16 protein-coding genes are annotated in these 13,172 nt (G+C 70.3%); 8 read left to right on the forward strand and 8 right to left on the reverse strand.

Annotated elements, in window-relative coordinates; genetic code table 11:
- Positions 1-25: 25 nt before the first annotated feature.
- The gene (locus tag ACLQ2S_RS17595; RefSeq protein ID WP_425702151.1) at positions 26-709 is read right to left on the reverse strand and encodes a tryptophan 2,3-dioxygenase family protein; all 684 of its coding nucleotides are present in this window, start codon (positions 707-709) and stop codon (positions 26-28) included.
- Positions 710-874: 165 nt separating this feature from the next.
- Here ACLQ2S_RS17595 and ACLQ2S_RS17600 point away from each other — a divergent pair, with 165 nt between their 5' ends.
- Positions 875-1,330, forward strand: a complete 456-nt coding sequence (locus tag ACLQ2S_RS17600) for a DIP1984 family protein (protein WP_425702077.1) — start codon at positions 875-877, stop codon at positions 1,328-1,330.
- Here ACLQ2S_RS17600 and ACLQ2S_RS17605 read toward each other — a convergent pair.
- Positions 1,303-2,022 carry a GNAT family N-acetyltransferase gene (locus ACLQ2S_RS17605; protein WP_425702078.1) on the reverse strand — a complete coding sequence of 240 codons (720 nt, stop codon included), beginning with the start codon at positions 2,020-2,022 and terminating at the stop codon, positions 1,303-1,305. The genes ACLQ2S_RS17600 and ACLQ2S_RS17605 overlap by 28 nt on opposite strands.
- A gap of 222 nt (positions 2,023-2,244) precedes the next feature.
- On the opposite strand from ACLQ2S_RS17605, the gene ACLQ2S_RS17610 reads away from it, so the two are divergent.
- The 4 genes from ACLQ2S_RS17610 (at position 2,245) to ACLQ2S_RS17625 (ending at position 4,820) form a co-directional block, all read left to right on the forward strand.
- On the forward strand, positions 2,245-2,955 hold the full coding sequence (locus ACLQ2S_RS17610) for a ThuA domain-containing protein (RefSeq protein ID WP_425702079.1): 711 nt from the start codon (positions 2,245-2,247) through the stop codon (positions 2,953-2,955).
- Complete coding sequence (locus ACLQ2S_RS17615; RefSeq protein WP_425702080.1) at positions 2,925-4,034, forward strand: Gfo/Idh/MocA family protein; 1,110 nt, start codon at positions 2,925-2,927, stop codon at positions 4,032-4,034. The genes ACLQ2S_RS17610 and ACLQ2S_RS17615 overlap by 31 nt, the downstream gene beginning before the upstream one ends.
- A 98-nt stretch (positions 4,035-4,132) precedes the next feature.
- Positions 4,133-4,405, forward strand: coding sequence for an ArsR/SmtB family transcription factor (locus ACLQ2S_RS17620; RefSeq protein ID WP_425702081.1), 273 nt, complete (start codon positions 4,133-4,135; stop codon positions 4,403-4,405).
- Positions 4,406-4,415: 10 nt separating this feature from the next.
- Positions 4,416-4,820, forward strand: coding sequence for a toxin-antitoxin system YwqK family antitoxin (locus ACLQ2S_RS17625; RefSeq protein WP_425702082.1), 405 nt, complete (start codon positions 4,416-4,418; stop codon positions 4,818-4,820).
- Between the two features lie 33 nt (positions 4,821-4,853).
- On the opposite strand, the gene ACLQ2S_RS17630 is transcribed toward ACLQ2S_RS17625, so the two are convergent.
- Entirely contained in the window at positions 4,854-6,062 is a 1,209-nt protein-coding gene (locus ACLQ2S_RS17630) for a macrolide family glycosyltransferase (RefSeq protein ID WP_425702083.1), read from the reverse strand.
- Between the two features lie 265 nt (positions 6,063-6,327).
- On the opposite strand from ACLQ2S_RS17630, the gene ACLQ2S_RS17635 reads away from it, so the two are divergent.
- The 3 genes from ACLQ2S_RS17635 to ACLQ2S_RS17645 all read left to right on the forward strand — a co-directional run bounded on the left by ACLQ2S_RS17635 (position 6,328) and on the right by ACLQ2S_RS17645 (position 8,152).
- A complete protein-coding gene (locus ACLQ2S_RS17635; RefSeq protein WP_425702084.1) occupies positions 6,328-6,822 on the forward strand; it encodes a hypothetical protein in 495 nt (164 codons plus the stop codon).
- Positions 6,823-6,832: 10 nt separating this feature from the next.
- A complete protein-coding gene (locus ACLQ2S_RS17640) occupies positions 6,833-7,390 on the forward strand; it encodes a copper resistance CopC family protein (RefSeq protein WP_425702085.1) in 558 nt (185 codons plus the stop codon).
- A gap of 174 nt (positions 7,391-7,564) precedes the next feature.
- The gene (locus ACLQ2S_RS17645) at positions 7,565-8,152 is read left to right on the forward strand and encodes an SRPBCC family protein (protein ID WP_425702086.1); all 588 of its coding nucleotides are present in this window, start codon (positions 7,565-7,567) and stop codon (positions 8,150-8,152) included.
- Here ACLQ2S_RS17645 and ACLQ2S_RS17650 read toward each other — a convergent pair.
- Genes ACLQ2S_RS17650 through ACLQ2S_RS17670 form a run of 5 tightly spaced genes read right to left on the reverse strand, consistent with a single transcriptional unit; the run spans position 8,135 to position 13,165 of the window.
- Entirely contained in the window at positions 8,135-9,409 is a 1,275-nt protein-coding gene (locus ACLQ2S_RS17650) for a cytochrome P450 (RefSeq protein ID WP_425702087.1), read from the reverse strand. The two genes, ACLQ2S_RS17645 and ACLQ2S_RS17650, sit on opposite strands and share 18 nt — an antisense overlap.
- Entirely contained in the window at positions 9,406-10,830 is a 1,425-nt protein-coding gene (locus ACLQ2S_RS17655) for an NDP-hexose 2,3-dehydratase family protein (RefSeq protein WP_425702088.1), read from the reverse strand. The genes ACLQ2S_RS17650 and ACLQ2S_RS17655 overlap by 4 nt, the downstream gene beginning before the upstream one ends.
- Positions 10,831-10,884: 54 nt before the next feature.
- A complete protein-coding gene (locus ACLQ2S_RS17660; RefSeq protein ID WP_425702089.1) occupies positions 10,885-11,151 on the reverse strand; it encodes a MoaD/ThiS family protein in 267 nt (88 codons plus the stop codon).
- Between the two features lie 2 nt (positions 11,152-11,153).
- Positions 11,154-12,098 carry a formylglycine-generating enzyme family protein gene (locus ACLQ2S_RS17665; RefSeq protein ID WP_425702090.1) on the reverse strand — a complete coding sequence of 315 codons (945 nt, stop codon included), beginning with the start codon at positions 12,096-12,098 and terminating at the stop codon, positions 11,154-11,156.
- Positions 12,095-13,165, reverse strand: a complete 1,071-nt coding sequence (locus ACLQ2S_RS17670) for a methyltransferase (RefSeq protein ID WP_425702091.1) — start codon at positions 13,163-13,165, stop codon at positions 12,095-12,097. Before ACLQ2S_RS17670 ends, ACLQ2S_RS17665 begins: the two co-directional genes overlap by 4 nt.
- Positions 13,166-13,172: the final 7 nt, after the last annotated feature.

Here is a 13,172-nt window from a genome sequence, read left to right on the forward strand (position 1 = left end):
GACCGCAGATCCCGGGCCGACCGGGTTATTCGTCGGCGGTGCGGCACAGCCGCGCCTGCCACAACTCGGGGAAAAAACGGTGTTCGGCGAGCTTTGCCAGCATGTTCATCGGGCTGCCGGGGCTACCGGCCGGTGGGTGGCCGCCAATTCGCAAGGCCACCTGGTAGTGACGGACCCGCCACACCGACACCCGTTCATCCCACTCCACCATCGCCTCGGCGAGTCGGTGCAGCGGATCCGACAGATCCGGCGGGCACAGATTCACCGGGACACCTCGGACGGCAAGCTGTTCGTCGAACGCACGACCGAGCCGTCGGCTGGCGTCCTGGACCTTCCGCCAGCCCGGCGACTCGGCACCAGAACCGTTGCCGAGAGCCGGCTGCATCGCTTGGAAGTCCACTGGGGACAGATACCGCAACATCTCCAGCTGGTCGGTGATCAACCGGACCGCGAGCGTCGCCCGCACCAGCATCGCCTCGGCAACCGCCAGCCGACCGGCGCTCACCTGGGCCGTCGCCTCCGCCAACTCGGCCGCAGCCAGTTTCAGCCACAACTCAGTCGACTGATGCACCACCTGAAAAAGCAGCTCGTCGCGGTGTATCGCCTCGTCCGGCGATCGTTGCAGACTCAGCAAAGTATCTGTCCGCATGTAGCGCGCATAGTCCGTAGCGCCCTGACCTGGTAAGACCGGCGAATGGTCGTGCTTCACGGAATATGCCCTCCGGTTCGCTGACGCCTGAATCAGCAAGACGCTGTCGGTCATCATCCAACGACAGACAGCAATGCGCTACCCCTTCGTCACAGTCGGTCTCGGAATTCGGACGAGGACGAAATTGGCGGGCGGCGGTGATCGTCGCTGGAGATACTGGTCCGCATGAAGCTTGCGGAGGCTCTCACGCTGCGCGCGGATGCGGCCCGTCGGGTCGAACAACTTCGATCCCGCATCGTCGCCGGCGCGCGTTACCAGGAAGGTGAGGAACCGGCCGAGGACGCTGCGGCGCTCCTGGCGGAGGTCGGTGAGGTCCTCGGCGAACTGGAGTCACTGATGCGACGGATCAACCGCACCAACGCCGCCACGCGGGTCGAGGGCGGCACCCTCACCGACGCGCTGGCCCGCCGCGACGTGCTTCGCATGCGGCACAGCCTGATCACCTCCGCCGCTGACGCCGCTGCCGGTGAGGGCCAGCGCGGATTCCGCCAGTTGCGGTCGGAGCTGAAGATGATCCCGGCGCTGCCGGTGGCGCAGTTGCGTAGCCAGGCCGACGACCTCGCCCGGCAACTTCGCGAGGCGTTGCGCCGGGCTCAGGGTTCGAGCCGGATGCTCAGTTGAGCGCCAAGCTGTCGAAATCCCAACGCCCGCGCTACTCGCCGCGATGACTCCGGTCGAGCCCGCCACTGCGGCAGCAGCCGGGCTTCAAGACTGTCCGCGACCGCTGCGGAGGCAACGGCACGTGCCAGCCCACGGCCACGTTGTTCCAGCTTGGTGAGTACGCACATGTGGGCGACCGATCCCGGCCAGTGTCGATAGCCAGCTGCCGCGACTACGTGATCGCCGCGGCGCGCCACGAACGCGCCGGAGGTGATGTCGACCAACCCGGATTCGTCGGCGTCGTCCACCGTGACAGCGGCCAGGAACTCGGCGAGATCGGGATCTTCTCCGGGGACCACCTCCACGGTAGCGAGCCCGGCCGGCCGGAAGTCGCCTCGATCGAGGTAGGCCAGGCTCGCCGGACCCAGCACCTCGACGACCGGCAGGAGAGCGCCGAGCCGCTCGGAGTCGGTCAGTACCTCGATCGGCAGGCCGAGAAGCGCCGTGCGTACGATCCCGACCCATCTCTCGGTCGGCACGGTGACGATGGCGGCGTCGCCCAGCGCGACGATCCCGACCCAGCCCGGTGGACAGAGCTGCGACCTGCCCGAGGCGGCGACGGCGACACCGCCGTCAGCGGGGAAGGCCATCGGAACGCCAGCCATCTCAAGCCAGACCTCGCGGGCCCGCGCGAGCAACGCATCGTGGGTCACGCACGTATCCTCACACCGGCTCCGGTGTCCAGCCACCGGGTAGGGGCACCATCATCCCGGCAGCGTCCGTCGCCCGCCTAAGGTCGACATCCTGACCCGCGCGGTACGTCTTTTGTCGGCGGGCGTGGGTACGGTTCTCGATGCGTGAGCAGTGGCGGCTTCGGCGGACGGTGGTCGGGCGAGGGTTGCCTGCTGGCGACGGGTGGGCAGAAGGGAGCACGGGTGGGGCAGCAGAGAGCACTGGTGGTCCGGGGTGGATGGGAGGGGCACCGGCCGGTCGAGGCGACGGAGCTGTTCATTCCCTTCCTGAGGCGCAACGGCTATGCCGTACGGGTCGAGGAGTCGACGGAGGTCTACGCCGATGCCGCCGAGATGGCCGCCGTCGACCTCATCGTGCAGTGCGTGACGATGTCGCAGATCACCGCCGAGCAGGTGGCGGGTCTCAACGCGGCGGTCGTCGCGGGTACGGGATTCACCGGCTGGCACGGCGGGATCGTGGACTCGTTCCGTGCGTCAGCCGAGTACCTCCATCTGGTGGGCGGCCAGTTCGCGACCCATCCGAGCGTGGAGCCGTGTGCGCGTCGCGGCGGCGAGCAGGACAGCTTCCTGCCGTACCCGGTGCGCATCACCGACCTCGGCCGCAAGCATCCGATCACCGCGGGGATCGACGACTTCGACCTGGTCACCGAGCAGTACTGGGTGCTGCACGACGACCTGATCGACGTGTTGGCCGTCACCACCCATCCCACGCAGCCGTGGCACCCGTGGCATCGGCCGGTCACCTCGCCGGCGATCTGGACCCGGCATTGGGGGGCCGGTCGCATCGTCGTGACGACCCCGGGCCACAGCCTCGACGTGCTGGAGCACGCAGCCGTGCGTACCGTCATCGAGAGGGGGATGGTGTGGGCGACCCGCACCGCGTCGGCGTCGTAGGTCTCGGGGTCATCTCGGCGGCTTATCTGGAGACACTGGCCGACCACCCGGCGGTGCGGATCACCGCGCTGGCGGACCTCGACGCGTCCCGCTCCGCCACGGTCGCGGCCGTGGTTCCCGGTGCCGAGGCGATGAGCGTCGAGCGCCTGCTCGCCCACCCGGATGTGCAGACGGTGCTCAACCTCACGACTCCTGCGGCGCACGCCGACCTCTCGCTCGCCGCGATCGACGCGGGCAAGAACGTCTATGTCGAGAAGCCGCTCGCCGTGACGTTGGCGGAGGGTCGGACGATCATCGAACGGGCCGCGTCGGCCGGGGTACGCGTGGGGTGCGCGCCGGACACCGTCCTGGGGACAGGTACGCAGACGGCCCGCGCGGCGATCGACGCTTATCTGATCGGACGTCCCGTGGCCGCGTCGGCCGTCATGGTGACGCCGGGGCACGAGCGCTGGCACCCTCACCCCGACTTCTACTACGCCCCGGGTGGCGGCCCGCTGTTCGACATGGGGCCGTACTACATCACGGCGCTCGTCCACCTGCTCGGGCCGGTCCGTGCGGTCAGCGGAGCCGCCAGCCGGCTGCGTACCGAACGGGTCATCGGCTCGGGGCCGCGCCGGGGCCAGCGCATCCCGGTGCGGGTGGACACCCATGTCACCGGCGTGCTCGAACATGCCAACGGCGCTCTGTCGACCATCACCACCAGCTTCGACGGCGTCGCGACGACGGCCGCGCCGATCGAGGTCCACGGCGAGGCCGGCACGCTCGCCGTACCCGATCCGAACAACTTCGACGGCGAGGTCCGCCGCTGCGCGCTCGGCGACAGCGAGTGGCGCGTGGTCGAACCGGGCGCGGGTTACGCCGGGGGTTCCCGGGGCATCGGCCTGCTCGACCTGGTCCAGGCCGACAGTCAGCGTCCACCGCGTGCGGGCGGCGAGGTCGCGCTGCACGTCCTCGACACGATGACCGCCCTCCTTCGGGCGGCTGCCGAAGGCCGACGGATCGAGCTCACGACAACGGTGGACCGGCCCATGCCGGTTCCGTTGACCGCGACGCAGGACTGGACGGCGTCCGGGCACTGAACGACCGCCGGCTGCTCGACGAGCGCGCCCGCGATCGAGCAGGATGCGAGAAGGGCGGTGCCTTGATAGGCAAGCGCCGGATTACCTATGGTTGACGGGTGCAGGTGCTCTACCGAGCGCTGGCCGACCTGACGCGGCGGCGGATCATGGACGAGCTCGCCCGCGCCGACGGGCTGAGCCTTTTCGAGATCCACAGCCGTCTGTTCGTCGAGCACGGGACCACCTCGACCCGCCAGGCGATCTCGCAGCACCTGGCCGTCCTGGAGCAGGCGGGCCTGGTCTGGTCCGAACGGGTCGGTCGCACCAAGGTCCATCACCTCGACACCGCACCATTGCGCTCGATCATCGAGCGGTGGCCATTGAGCGAATAGGAGAACTCACGTGAGTACCCCACCGACCCCGGACGAGAAGGACGAGCAGGGTCGCAAGACCGGCCTCTGGACCGACGCCGACCCGCACGGCGGTGTGATGGTCGGCGAGTATGTCGAGGGTGAGCGGCAGGGCACCTGGCGGCACTTCTTCGCCGACGGCAGGTTGCGCGCGGAGGGCGGTTTCGACAACGGCACCGTGCACGGTGAGTGGGTGTGGTACCGCTCGTCCGGCGGGATCATGCAGCGGGGCGGATTCGACCACGGACGCAAGCACGGCACGTGGACGAGGTGGAACGCCGCCGGTGAGCTGATCGACCGGGGTGACTACGACAGCGACAAGAAGGTCGGCGAGTGGACGACCTTCAACCCTGACGGCACGGTGAAACGCACCGTGACCCACCGCGCCCGCCGCTGACGGTCGGCGCCCCGCGGGGGACGCCGGGCCCGGTCAGTCCCGGGCCCGGTCCAGGTACGCCTCGATCCGATCGGCTGCCGCTGGTGGACCACCGGCGGTCAGGATCTCGTGTCGCATCCGCTCGACCCGCTCGCGCAGTGCCGTGTCGTCGTGGAGCCGCCGCACAGTGGTCCGCAGGGTCTCCGGCTCGATTTGCTCCGGTGTCAGTTCGCAGCCCAGCCCCAACTCGACGACGCGGCGCGCCGACGGTGCGGCCTCGGTCGCGAAGTGCGGCACCAGCACCAGCGGTACGCCGGCTGCCAGGGACTCCAGCACGGCGCCGGTGGTGCCGTGGGTGATGCAGGCGTCCGCGTGCGCGAGGACCTCGTAGAACGGAATCCACGAATGGGCCTCCGCGTTCGGTGGCAGTGGCTCCAGCACGGCGGGGTCGAGGAAGGTGCCGATCGCCAGCACCGTCTGCCATCGGGTGCCGGCGAACGCCTGAGCGCAGGCCCGGAAGAACTCGGGATGCTCGTTGAACTGGTTGCCGAGCGACACCAGGATCACCGGAGTGTCCGGGGTGGGAGGCTGCCAGCCGGTGCGTACCGGCCGATCGGTCAGCGTCGGCCCGACGAAGGCGAAACGGTCGTCGTCGAAGGTTTCCGCGAAGGGCTGGAAGGACTTCGGCAGGAACGTGATGTTGAGGTCCTCGATCTCGTTCCAGAACTGCCGGACCGGTGTGTGCACACCGTAGCGGGCGAGCAGGTCGGCGATAACGTCGTTGACCTCCGGCACGTCCGCGGGGTGACGCTGACCGTGGCTCTTCCACAGTTCCTCGAAGAAGGAGTAGTGCTCGTTGGCGGTGAAGGCGGCGCTGAGGCGAACGGCCGGACGCTGCCACCGGGTCGCCAGCAATCGGCCGGCGATGAACGGAAAGACGTCGTAGAGCACGAGGTCCGGGATGTCGTCGCCGACGCCGTCCTCGGCGGCGCGCAGGATCGCCTCGTTCTCTCGGACGTACACCAGGTGCAACTGGGTCTCGGCGTCCGCCTTGGTGACGGCGTCGGGTACGTGGAAGGTGTCGAACTCGGACTTGTACGGCACCACGGTGGCGCCGGCCGCGGTCACCACGTCGGCGAAGAGCGCGGTGGTGACGTAGCTGATCCGGTGGCCCCGCCGGACCAACTCGCGCACCAGGCCGAGCGACGGGTAGATGTGTCCGTGCCCCTGGACGTTGGCGATGAGGATGTGCCGCTGGTGCATCTGCCCACTCCCGCGATCCGATGACGAGCTTTAAATGTATATAGCTGATCTCATGGGTGGGCCAGTCTCCGGATCTGTCCGGGAGATAGTCGGCAAGCTCAGAGACACATGCCCACGGCGAGCTTCCTAACGTGGTTGTGGACGGCTTCCGGCTTGAAGTGGAGGACCTATGACCACCGCCGCGAGAACGAGATCATCCGGCCTCATCTCATCCTTGAACGGCCGATACCACCGAATCGCGCTTGCGATCTATATGGCGGTGGTGGTGGCGCACTGGGCCGAACACCTGGTGCAGGCGTACCAGATCTGGATTCTCGGTTGGGCGCGGCCGGAGGCCCGTGGCGTGCTGGGGATGCCGTTCCCGTGGCTGGTCAGCTCCGAGTGGCTGCACTACGGGTACGCCATCCTGATGCTGGTCGGGCTCTTCCTGCTGCTGCCGGGCTTCACCGGCCGGGCGAAGGCGTGGTGGACGGTGGCCCTCGCGCTGCAGTTCTGGCACCACATCGAGCACGCGTTGCTGCTGATCCAGGCGCACAGCAGTTTCCGGATCGCCGGCGAGGAGGGGCCGGTCAGCATCCTGCAGCTGGTGGTGCCCCGGGTGGAACTGCACCTGTTCTACAACTCGGTCGTCTTCATTCCGATGCTGATCGCGATGTACCTGCACCTGCGTCCCAACGCGACCGAGCGGGCGCAGATGCGCTGTTCGTGCGCCGGTCGGCTGGTCGGCCCGCGTCAACCGGTCGCAGTGGCCGGACACTGATCGAGGCGCGATGTCCACCACCGGTCGGATCTACGCTGGCGCCGCCATCGGCCTGGCGGCGCTGGTGGCCGTGCTCGTGCTGGTCGGCCGCGTCGACGCCGATGCGGAAGCGGGGCGGCCCGTCGAGGTGCTCGCGATGGAACCGGCCGATGGCGCGGTCCTGCCGGACCTGCCGACCACGGTACGCATCCGGGTCGCCGGCGAGCCCGACCCCGGCCGCTCGCACATCGTGGTCTACGACGCCGACCGGACCAGGTTGAGCACCGGTGCGGTCGTACGCGACGGCGACGACGGTCTGCGGCAGCAGGTCGTCGTGACCCGGCCCGGCCTTCTCGCGGTGGCCTACCACGTGGTGACCGTCGATGGGCGTACCACCTCGGGCGTCGCCCGCCTCACCGTCGGCTCACCGGGTGCTGCGGCGGCCGCCGGCCCGGCCGACGCCACCGACGGCGCGGCCCACGCCCACGGCGTCGACCCGATGGGCGCCGCCCTGCTCGCGCTGGACGGTCTCGTCCTGCTCGCCGTGCTGGTCCTGCTCCTGCGCCGCCCGACACGTGGCGCCGCCTGACATCCACCTTCGGCATCCGCCGCCGTCGTCGGGTGGTGCCCGCGAACCGGGGCGACTCGTGACCGTCGCTCAGGTACAAATGGGACGTTGCGCGGGTCCTGGCTGCTAAGGTCCTCGGGTGCCGCCGGAGGGAGTCCGGTGTGAGGATGCACCCGCAGGAAGGCCACGAGGGCGATGAGCAGGATCTTCGACGGGGTCCAGGACACCGACCGCGAGCTGCGGGACCACCCGGACGGCATGAGCATCCTGGTGCTCCGGCGCAGCTACGACGCCACCCCGGAGGAGGTGTGGGACGCCATCACCGATCCGCAACGCCTGGTGCGCTGGTTCCTGCCCGTCGCCGGTGACCTCCGGGCCGGTGGGCGTTTCCACCTGGAGGGCAACGCCAGCGGTGAGATCCGCCGGTGCGAGCGGCCCACCCTGATCGGCCTGACCTGGGAGTCGGGCGGCGGCAGCAGCGAGGTCCAGCTACGACTGACCCCGGACGGCGACTGCACCGTCCTGGAACTGGAACAGGCTCCGGTGCCGGCGGACATCGTGCCCAACGCCGGCCCCGGCATCTGGGGGCTGGGCGCGGGTTGGGAGATGGGTCTGCTGGCACTGGGTGACTACCTGGCCGGCGACCTGCCCGAGGGACGGGCGGTCGACTGGATCGCCGCCGCCGGACCCGAGCAGATGGCGGCGGCCACGGCGACGGCCGACCGGATCGGCAGCGCCTGGGAGCAGTTGGTGACCGGACGGTCGTCACCAGGTGACCGGTAGGGCGTACAACCCGAAGATGTTGCTGTCCTCCTTCAGGGGCAGATCAGCGACCTCCACCGTCAGCCGCAGGCCGGGCAGCCGCTGGAACAGGCGGCTGAGCGCGACCTCCAGCTCCAGCCGGGCGAGGTGCTGACCCGGGCAGACGTGCCGGCCGTGACCGAACGCGAGGTGGGCGACGGCGTCCCGGTCCGGGTCGAACTCGTCGGGTTGTGCGAACACCGCCGGATCACGGTTCGCCGCCTGCCCCAGCGCCACCACCCCCTCGCCGGCCGCGATCCGCACCCCGCCGATCGTGACATCGGCGGTGGCGGTGCGGGCCGTCGCCGCCTCGACCACGGTGAAGTACCGCAGCAGTTCCTCCACGGCGGCCGGGAAGCGCTCCGGTTCGGCCCGCAGCCGAGCCAGCCGTGCCGGATGGGTGAGTAGGGCCAGCACGCTCAGCGCGATCATGTTGGACGTGGTGACGTGGCCGGCGACCAGCAGCACGAAGGCCATGCTCACCACGGCCTCGTGGTCCACGCCGCCGGCGTCGCGCTGCCGGGACAGCAGCCGGCTGAGCACGTCATCGCCGGGACGGCGTTCCTTGTCGGTGACCACCACGTCGAGAAAGTCGCGGATCTCCCGGGCGCAGCGGGCCCGTTCCTCGGCCGGCGCGCTGCGGCGGAACATCAGCGTCGACCGGCGCTCGAAGAACTCGTGCTCGCCGTAGGGCACGCCGAGCACCTCACAGATCACCTGCGACGGCACCGGGTAGGCGAACGCCGACACCAGGTCGGCGCCGGGCGCGGCGGTGGCCAGCCCGTCGAGGTGCGTGTCGACCACCCGTTCGACCAACGGCCGCAACTGCCGGACCCGGCGTACGGAGAACTCGTCGACGATCTGCCGCCGGGCGACGGCGTGCTCCGGCGGGTCCAGCCAGTTCAACGGTGGGCGGAAGTTCGCGAACGATGCCTGCCGTTGGCTCTCCGTGGTCGGTGCGAACTTCGGGAAGCCGGGTCGACGTCGGTCCGCGCTCATCCGGGGGTCGCTGAGCACCTGTCGCACGTCGGCGTGCCGGGAGACCACCCAGGCCGTGTCGCCGCCGAGCATCGGCAGCCGGACGACCGGGTGTTCGGCGCGTAGTCGCGCGTACTCGGCTGGTGGGTCGAACGGGCAGCGCCGAGGCAGCGGAAACGCGTCGATGCCCAGGTCGGTCGGCCCGGACGGCTCCGGGGCGTCGGGCCGGTCGCCGGCCGGCCGGTCCTGGTGCCCGGTCATGCCAGCGCCCGCAGGCAGAGCAGCAGACTCCGCGCCTCGATGTTGACCTGGTAGCTGAACGCGGTCATGGCGGTGAGCTGGCGCAGGGTCACCCAGGTGTAGTCCGGTGGCGTCGTCACCGGGAACTCCGGGCCCACCTCCACCACCAGGTGCCGCGTCACCGCGTGGTGGAACCGCCCGCCCTCCTCGGACTGGAGGACGTCGTAGTGCACCTGGACCTGGTCGGAACAGACCAGATCCAGGTAGGCGGGACGGTACGCGCCGGTGAAGTTGCCCGGGGTGCACTGCACGGTCGGGCCCAGCTCGACGATGTCCCGGTAACCGGGTCGTAGGTCGGCGTGGGCGAGCACGTGCAGGACGCCGTCGAGACGCCGGACGACGAAGGCGACCAGGCCGGTGCCGCAGGGAGCCAGGAGCGGCTGCCGCCACTGGGCCACCTCCCGGTTGCTGGCCCGCACGGCGCGTCCGACGATCCGGAAGAAGCGGCCGGAGCGGTGCCGGATGTCGGCGTCGCCGCGGTGCCAGTCGCGTACCGTGCGCAGCGGCACCTGGTGGGCCACCAGGGTCCGGCCGGCCTTGTTGGCGGTCAACCAGTTGCGGACCTGCAGCAGCGGCTGCCACGCCGCGTCGTCGCCGGCCAGCGCGGAACGCGCGACGGCGGCGGCGATGCCCGGGTCGGCGGCATCGGCCGCGACCGCGTGGCCCGGCAGGCAGGAGAGCACGGTACGGGCGTCCATGTTGACGAGGTTGGGCCGGTGCAGCAGGTCGTGGATCTGGCCGAGGGTGAGCCACACGAAGTCCTGGTGCTCTTCGATGTCGCCGGTCACCTCGACGACGATGTTGCGGTTGCGTTTGCCACGGAACCACGAGCCCTGCTCCGACTGGAGCACGTCCACCAGCACCCGGCCCCGGCCGGGCTCCAGGAAGTACTCCACGTATCGGGAGCGTGCGCCCCGGTGCGTCCGCAGGTAGTTGCTGGGGGTGGACTGCACGGTGGGGGAGAACTGGACGCCGTTGACGTTGCCCGGTTCCATCTTGGCCTGGAGGAGGAAGTGCAGCACGCCGTCGATCTCGCGGGCCAGGATGCCGAGGATGGCCCGGTCCGGCTGGTGGATGATCGGCTGCCACCACTCGTCGACCGGCCCACCGTCGGTGCGTACGTGCAGTCCCTCGACGCTGAAGAAGCGGCCGCTGTCGTGCACCAGGTCACCGCTGTGCGGCGTGAACGACCACCCGGTCAACTCGGCGAACGGCACCTCGGTGACCTCGAAGGGGTTGGCCCGCGCCCGCGCGTCCAGCCACGCCTCCACCTCGGTGACCGGACGCGGGCGGTGTCGTGCCGACCGGGCCAGCCGGGTGACGAGGTGGTCCCGGTCGGCGTGCCCGGGACGAGGTCGGGCGTCTGTGTGCGGCAGGACCATGGCTACTCCAAAGGTTGACCCTGGTGGGCGGCGACGACCCGACGGGCCGACGGGTCACCCACCGGCCAGGGGCGGAACGATGGCCACCGTGCTGGCGGCGGGGGCGGTCACCCGGGACCGGTCGGTGGCCTCGACGAGGTCGCCGTCGAGGTAGACGTTGTAGTAGGTCAGCGGCTCACCGTCGGCGTCGAGCAGCCGACGTCGGTAGTGCGGGTAGGACTCGACGAATTCCCGGATGACGTCACGGATGGTGCCTTCGTGGCACGCGAACGTCTTCTGCCCGCGGTGGGCCCAGCCCGCCGACAGCAGCACCGTGACCATTGCTACCTCCCGTGGTGTTCGGCGTCGGACTCGGGTGCGTCGTCGGCGCAACGGAAACCGAGGGCGAAGTTGGACCAGCCGGTGGGATCCCCGTAGAGCCGCTCGGCGCACCGGACCTGGTAGCGGAAGTTCATCCAGGACCCGCCCCGGATCGCCCGAAACCGGCCCATCACCAGGTGGATGGTGGGGTCGCAGCGGGTCTCGGGGGAGTACAGGTGGGCGGTGGTGGAGGTCCACTCGTACACGTTGCCGGTCATGTCGGCGCAGCCGTCCGGGCTGTCGCCGCCCGGGGAGAACGCGCCGACCGGCGTGGTCTGCGGCACCGGGCCATGGACGCTGTGGATCTGCGACCACCAGTTCCGCCACTCGTCCAGCCCGCGCAGGCTGCCGCCGGTCCACTCGGCGGTGTTGGCCCGGGTCGGGTCCCAGGTGTCGCCCCAGGGCCAGCGCCGGTACGTCGGCCCGGTCGCCGCCCGCTCCCACTCCGACTCGGTCGGCAGCCGCTTGCCCGCCCACGTCGCGTACGCCTCGGCGTCGAGGTACGAGACGTGCACCACCGGGTGGTCGTCCCGGTCGCGTACGCCGCTGCCGTAGCCGGCGGGGCGGTGCCAGCAGGCGCCCTCGCGGACCTCCCAGTAGTCGCTGTAGACCATGCTGCCGCCGGCCCGCTCGGCCGAGGTGACGTACCCGGTGCGGGCGACGAAGGCGGCGAACTCGGCGACGGTGACCGGGTACCGGTCGATGAGGTAGCCGGGCAGGGTCACCGGACGCTGCGGCGTCTCGTCGGTGAACCAGTCCCGGGGAAACGCCTGCCCCTCGGCCTCCAACCAGTCCAACGTCCGCTCCGGCGAACCCTGGAGGAAGGTGCCACCGGGGATGCGGACCATCGTGGCCTCGGCTCGCCGGTCGGTGGGCCCGGTGGTGTGCAGGTCGCCGACGCTGGTCATGGCTGCGTTCCGTCGGTCAGCGGCACCGGCGTCGCCTCCAGCACGCACATCACGCTCGGCGTCGGGCAGGGCGCGACGGAATCCAGTCGGAAACCGGCGGTGCGCAGCAGCTCGCGGAACTCGGCCACGGTGCGTTCCCGTCCGCCGTGGCAGACCATCATGTTCAGGTCGTTCATGACCACCTGGGCGACGCTTGGAGCGGTGCTGACGCTCGGCGGCATCACGGACTCCACGAGCAGGACCCGGCTGTCCGGCCGGGCCGCTCGGCGGACGGTCCGCAGCACCGCCACCGACTGCTCGTCGTTCCAGTCGTGCAGCACGCTCTTGAGCAGGTAGGCGTCCGCGCCCGACGGCACCGACCGGAAGAAGTCGCCCACCACGACCCCGCACCGGTCGGCCACCTGCCGCTCGGTGAGCGTGCGTGCGGCGTCGGCCACGCCGTCGGGGGTGTCGAAGACCGTGCCACGCAGCCCCGGGTGCGCGGCGAGCACCCCGGCGAGCAGATCTCCGCTGCCACCACCGACGTCCACCACGGTGTCCAGGTCGGAGAAGTCGTACGTGGACAGCAGCGTCGGCACGAACGCCCGGGAGCCCTCCGCCATGGCCGCGTTGAACGCCGCCTGCCGGCGGGGGTGCGCGGCGAGGTGGGCGAAACAGCTCTGCCCGTGCGCGTGTTCCCAGGCAACCTCGCCGGTGCGGACGCTGTGTTCGAGCTGCCCCCAGGCGGCCCAGCTCTCCGGCCCGGAGAGCAGCAGCACCAGTTCCCGCATCGATCCGACGGCGTCCGACCGCAGCAGCTCGCCCTGTTCGGTGAGGACGAAGATGCCGGGCTCCGGCTCCTGAAGCACCTCCAGGAAGACCAACGCCCGCAGCAGCCGCCGCAGTGACGGCGCGTGCGTGCCGGTGGCCTCGGCCAGTGCGGTGACATCGGCCTTGCCGTCGGCGAGCAGATCGGGTATCCGGAGCCGGGCGGCGACATGCAGGGTCTGGGCGGTGAAGAACCCGTAGATCAGGTGTTGCATCCGGTGCCGCAGCCCGGGCTGGGCAGTGCTGGTGGTCGGTGCCATGCGGTCC

The sequence above is a fragment of the Micromonospora sp. DT48 genome, from assembly GCF_049844495.1.
Classification (GTDB): Bacteria; Actinomycetota; Actinomycetes; order Mycobacteriales; family Micromonosporaceae; genus Micromonospora.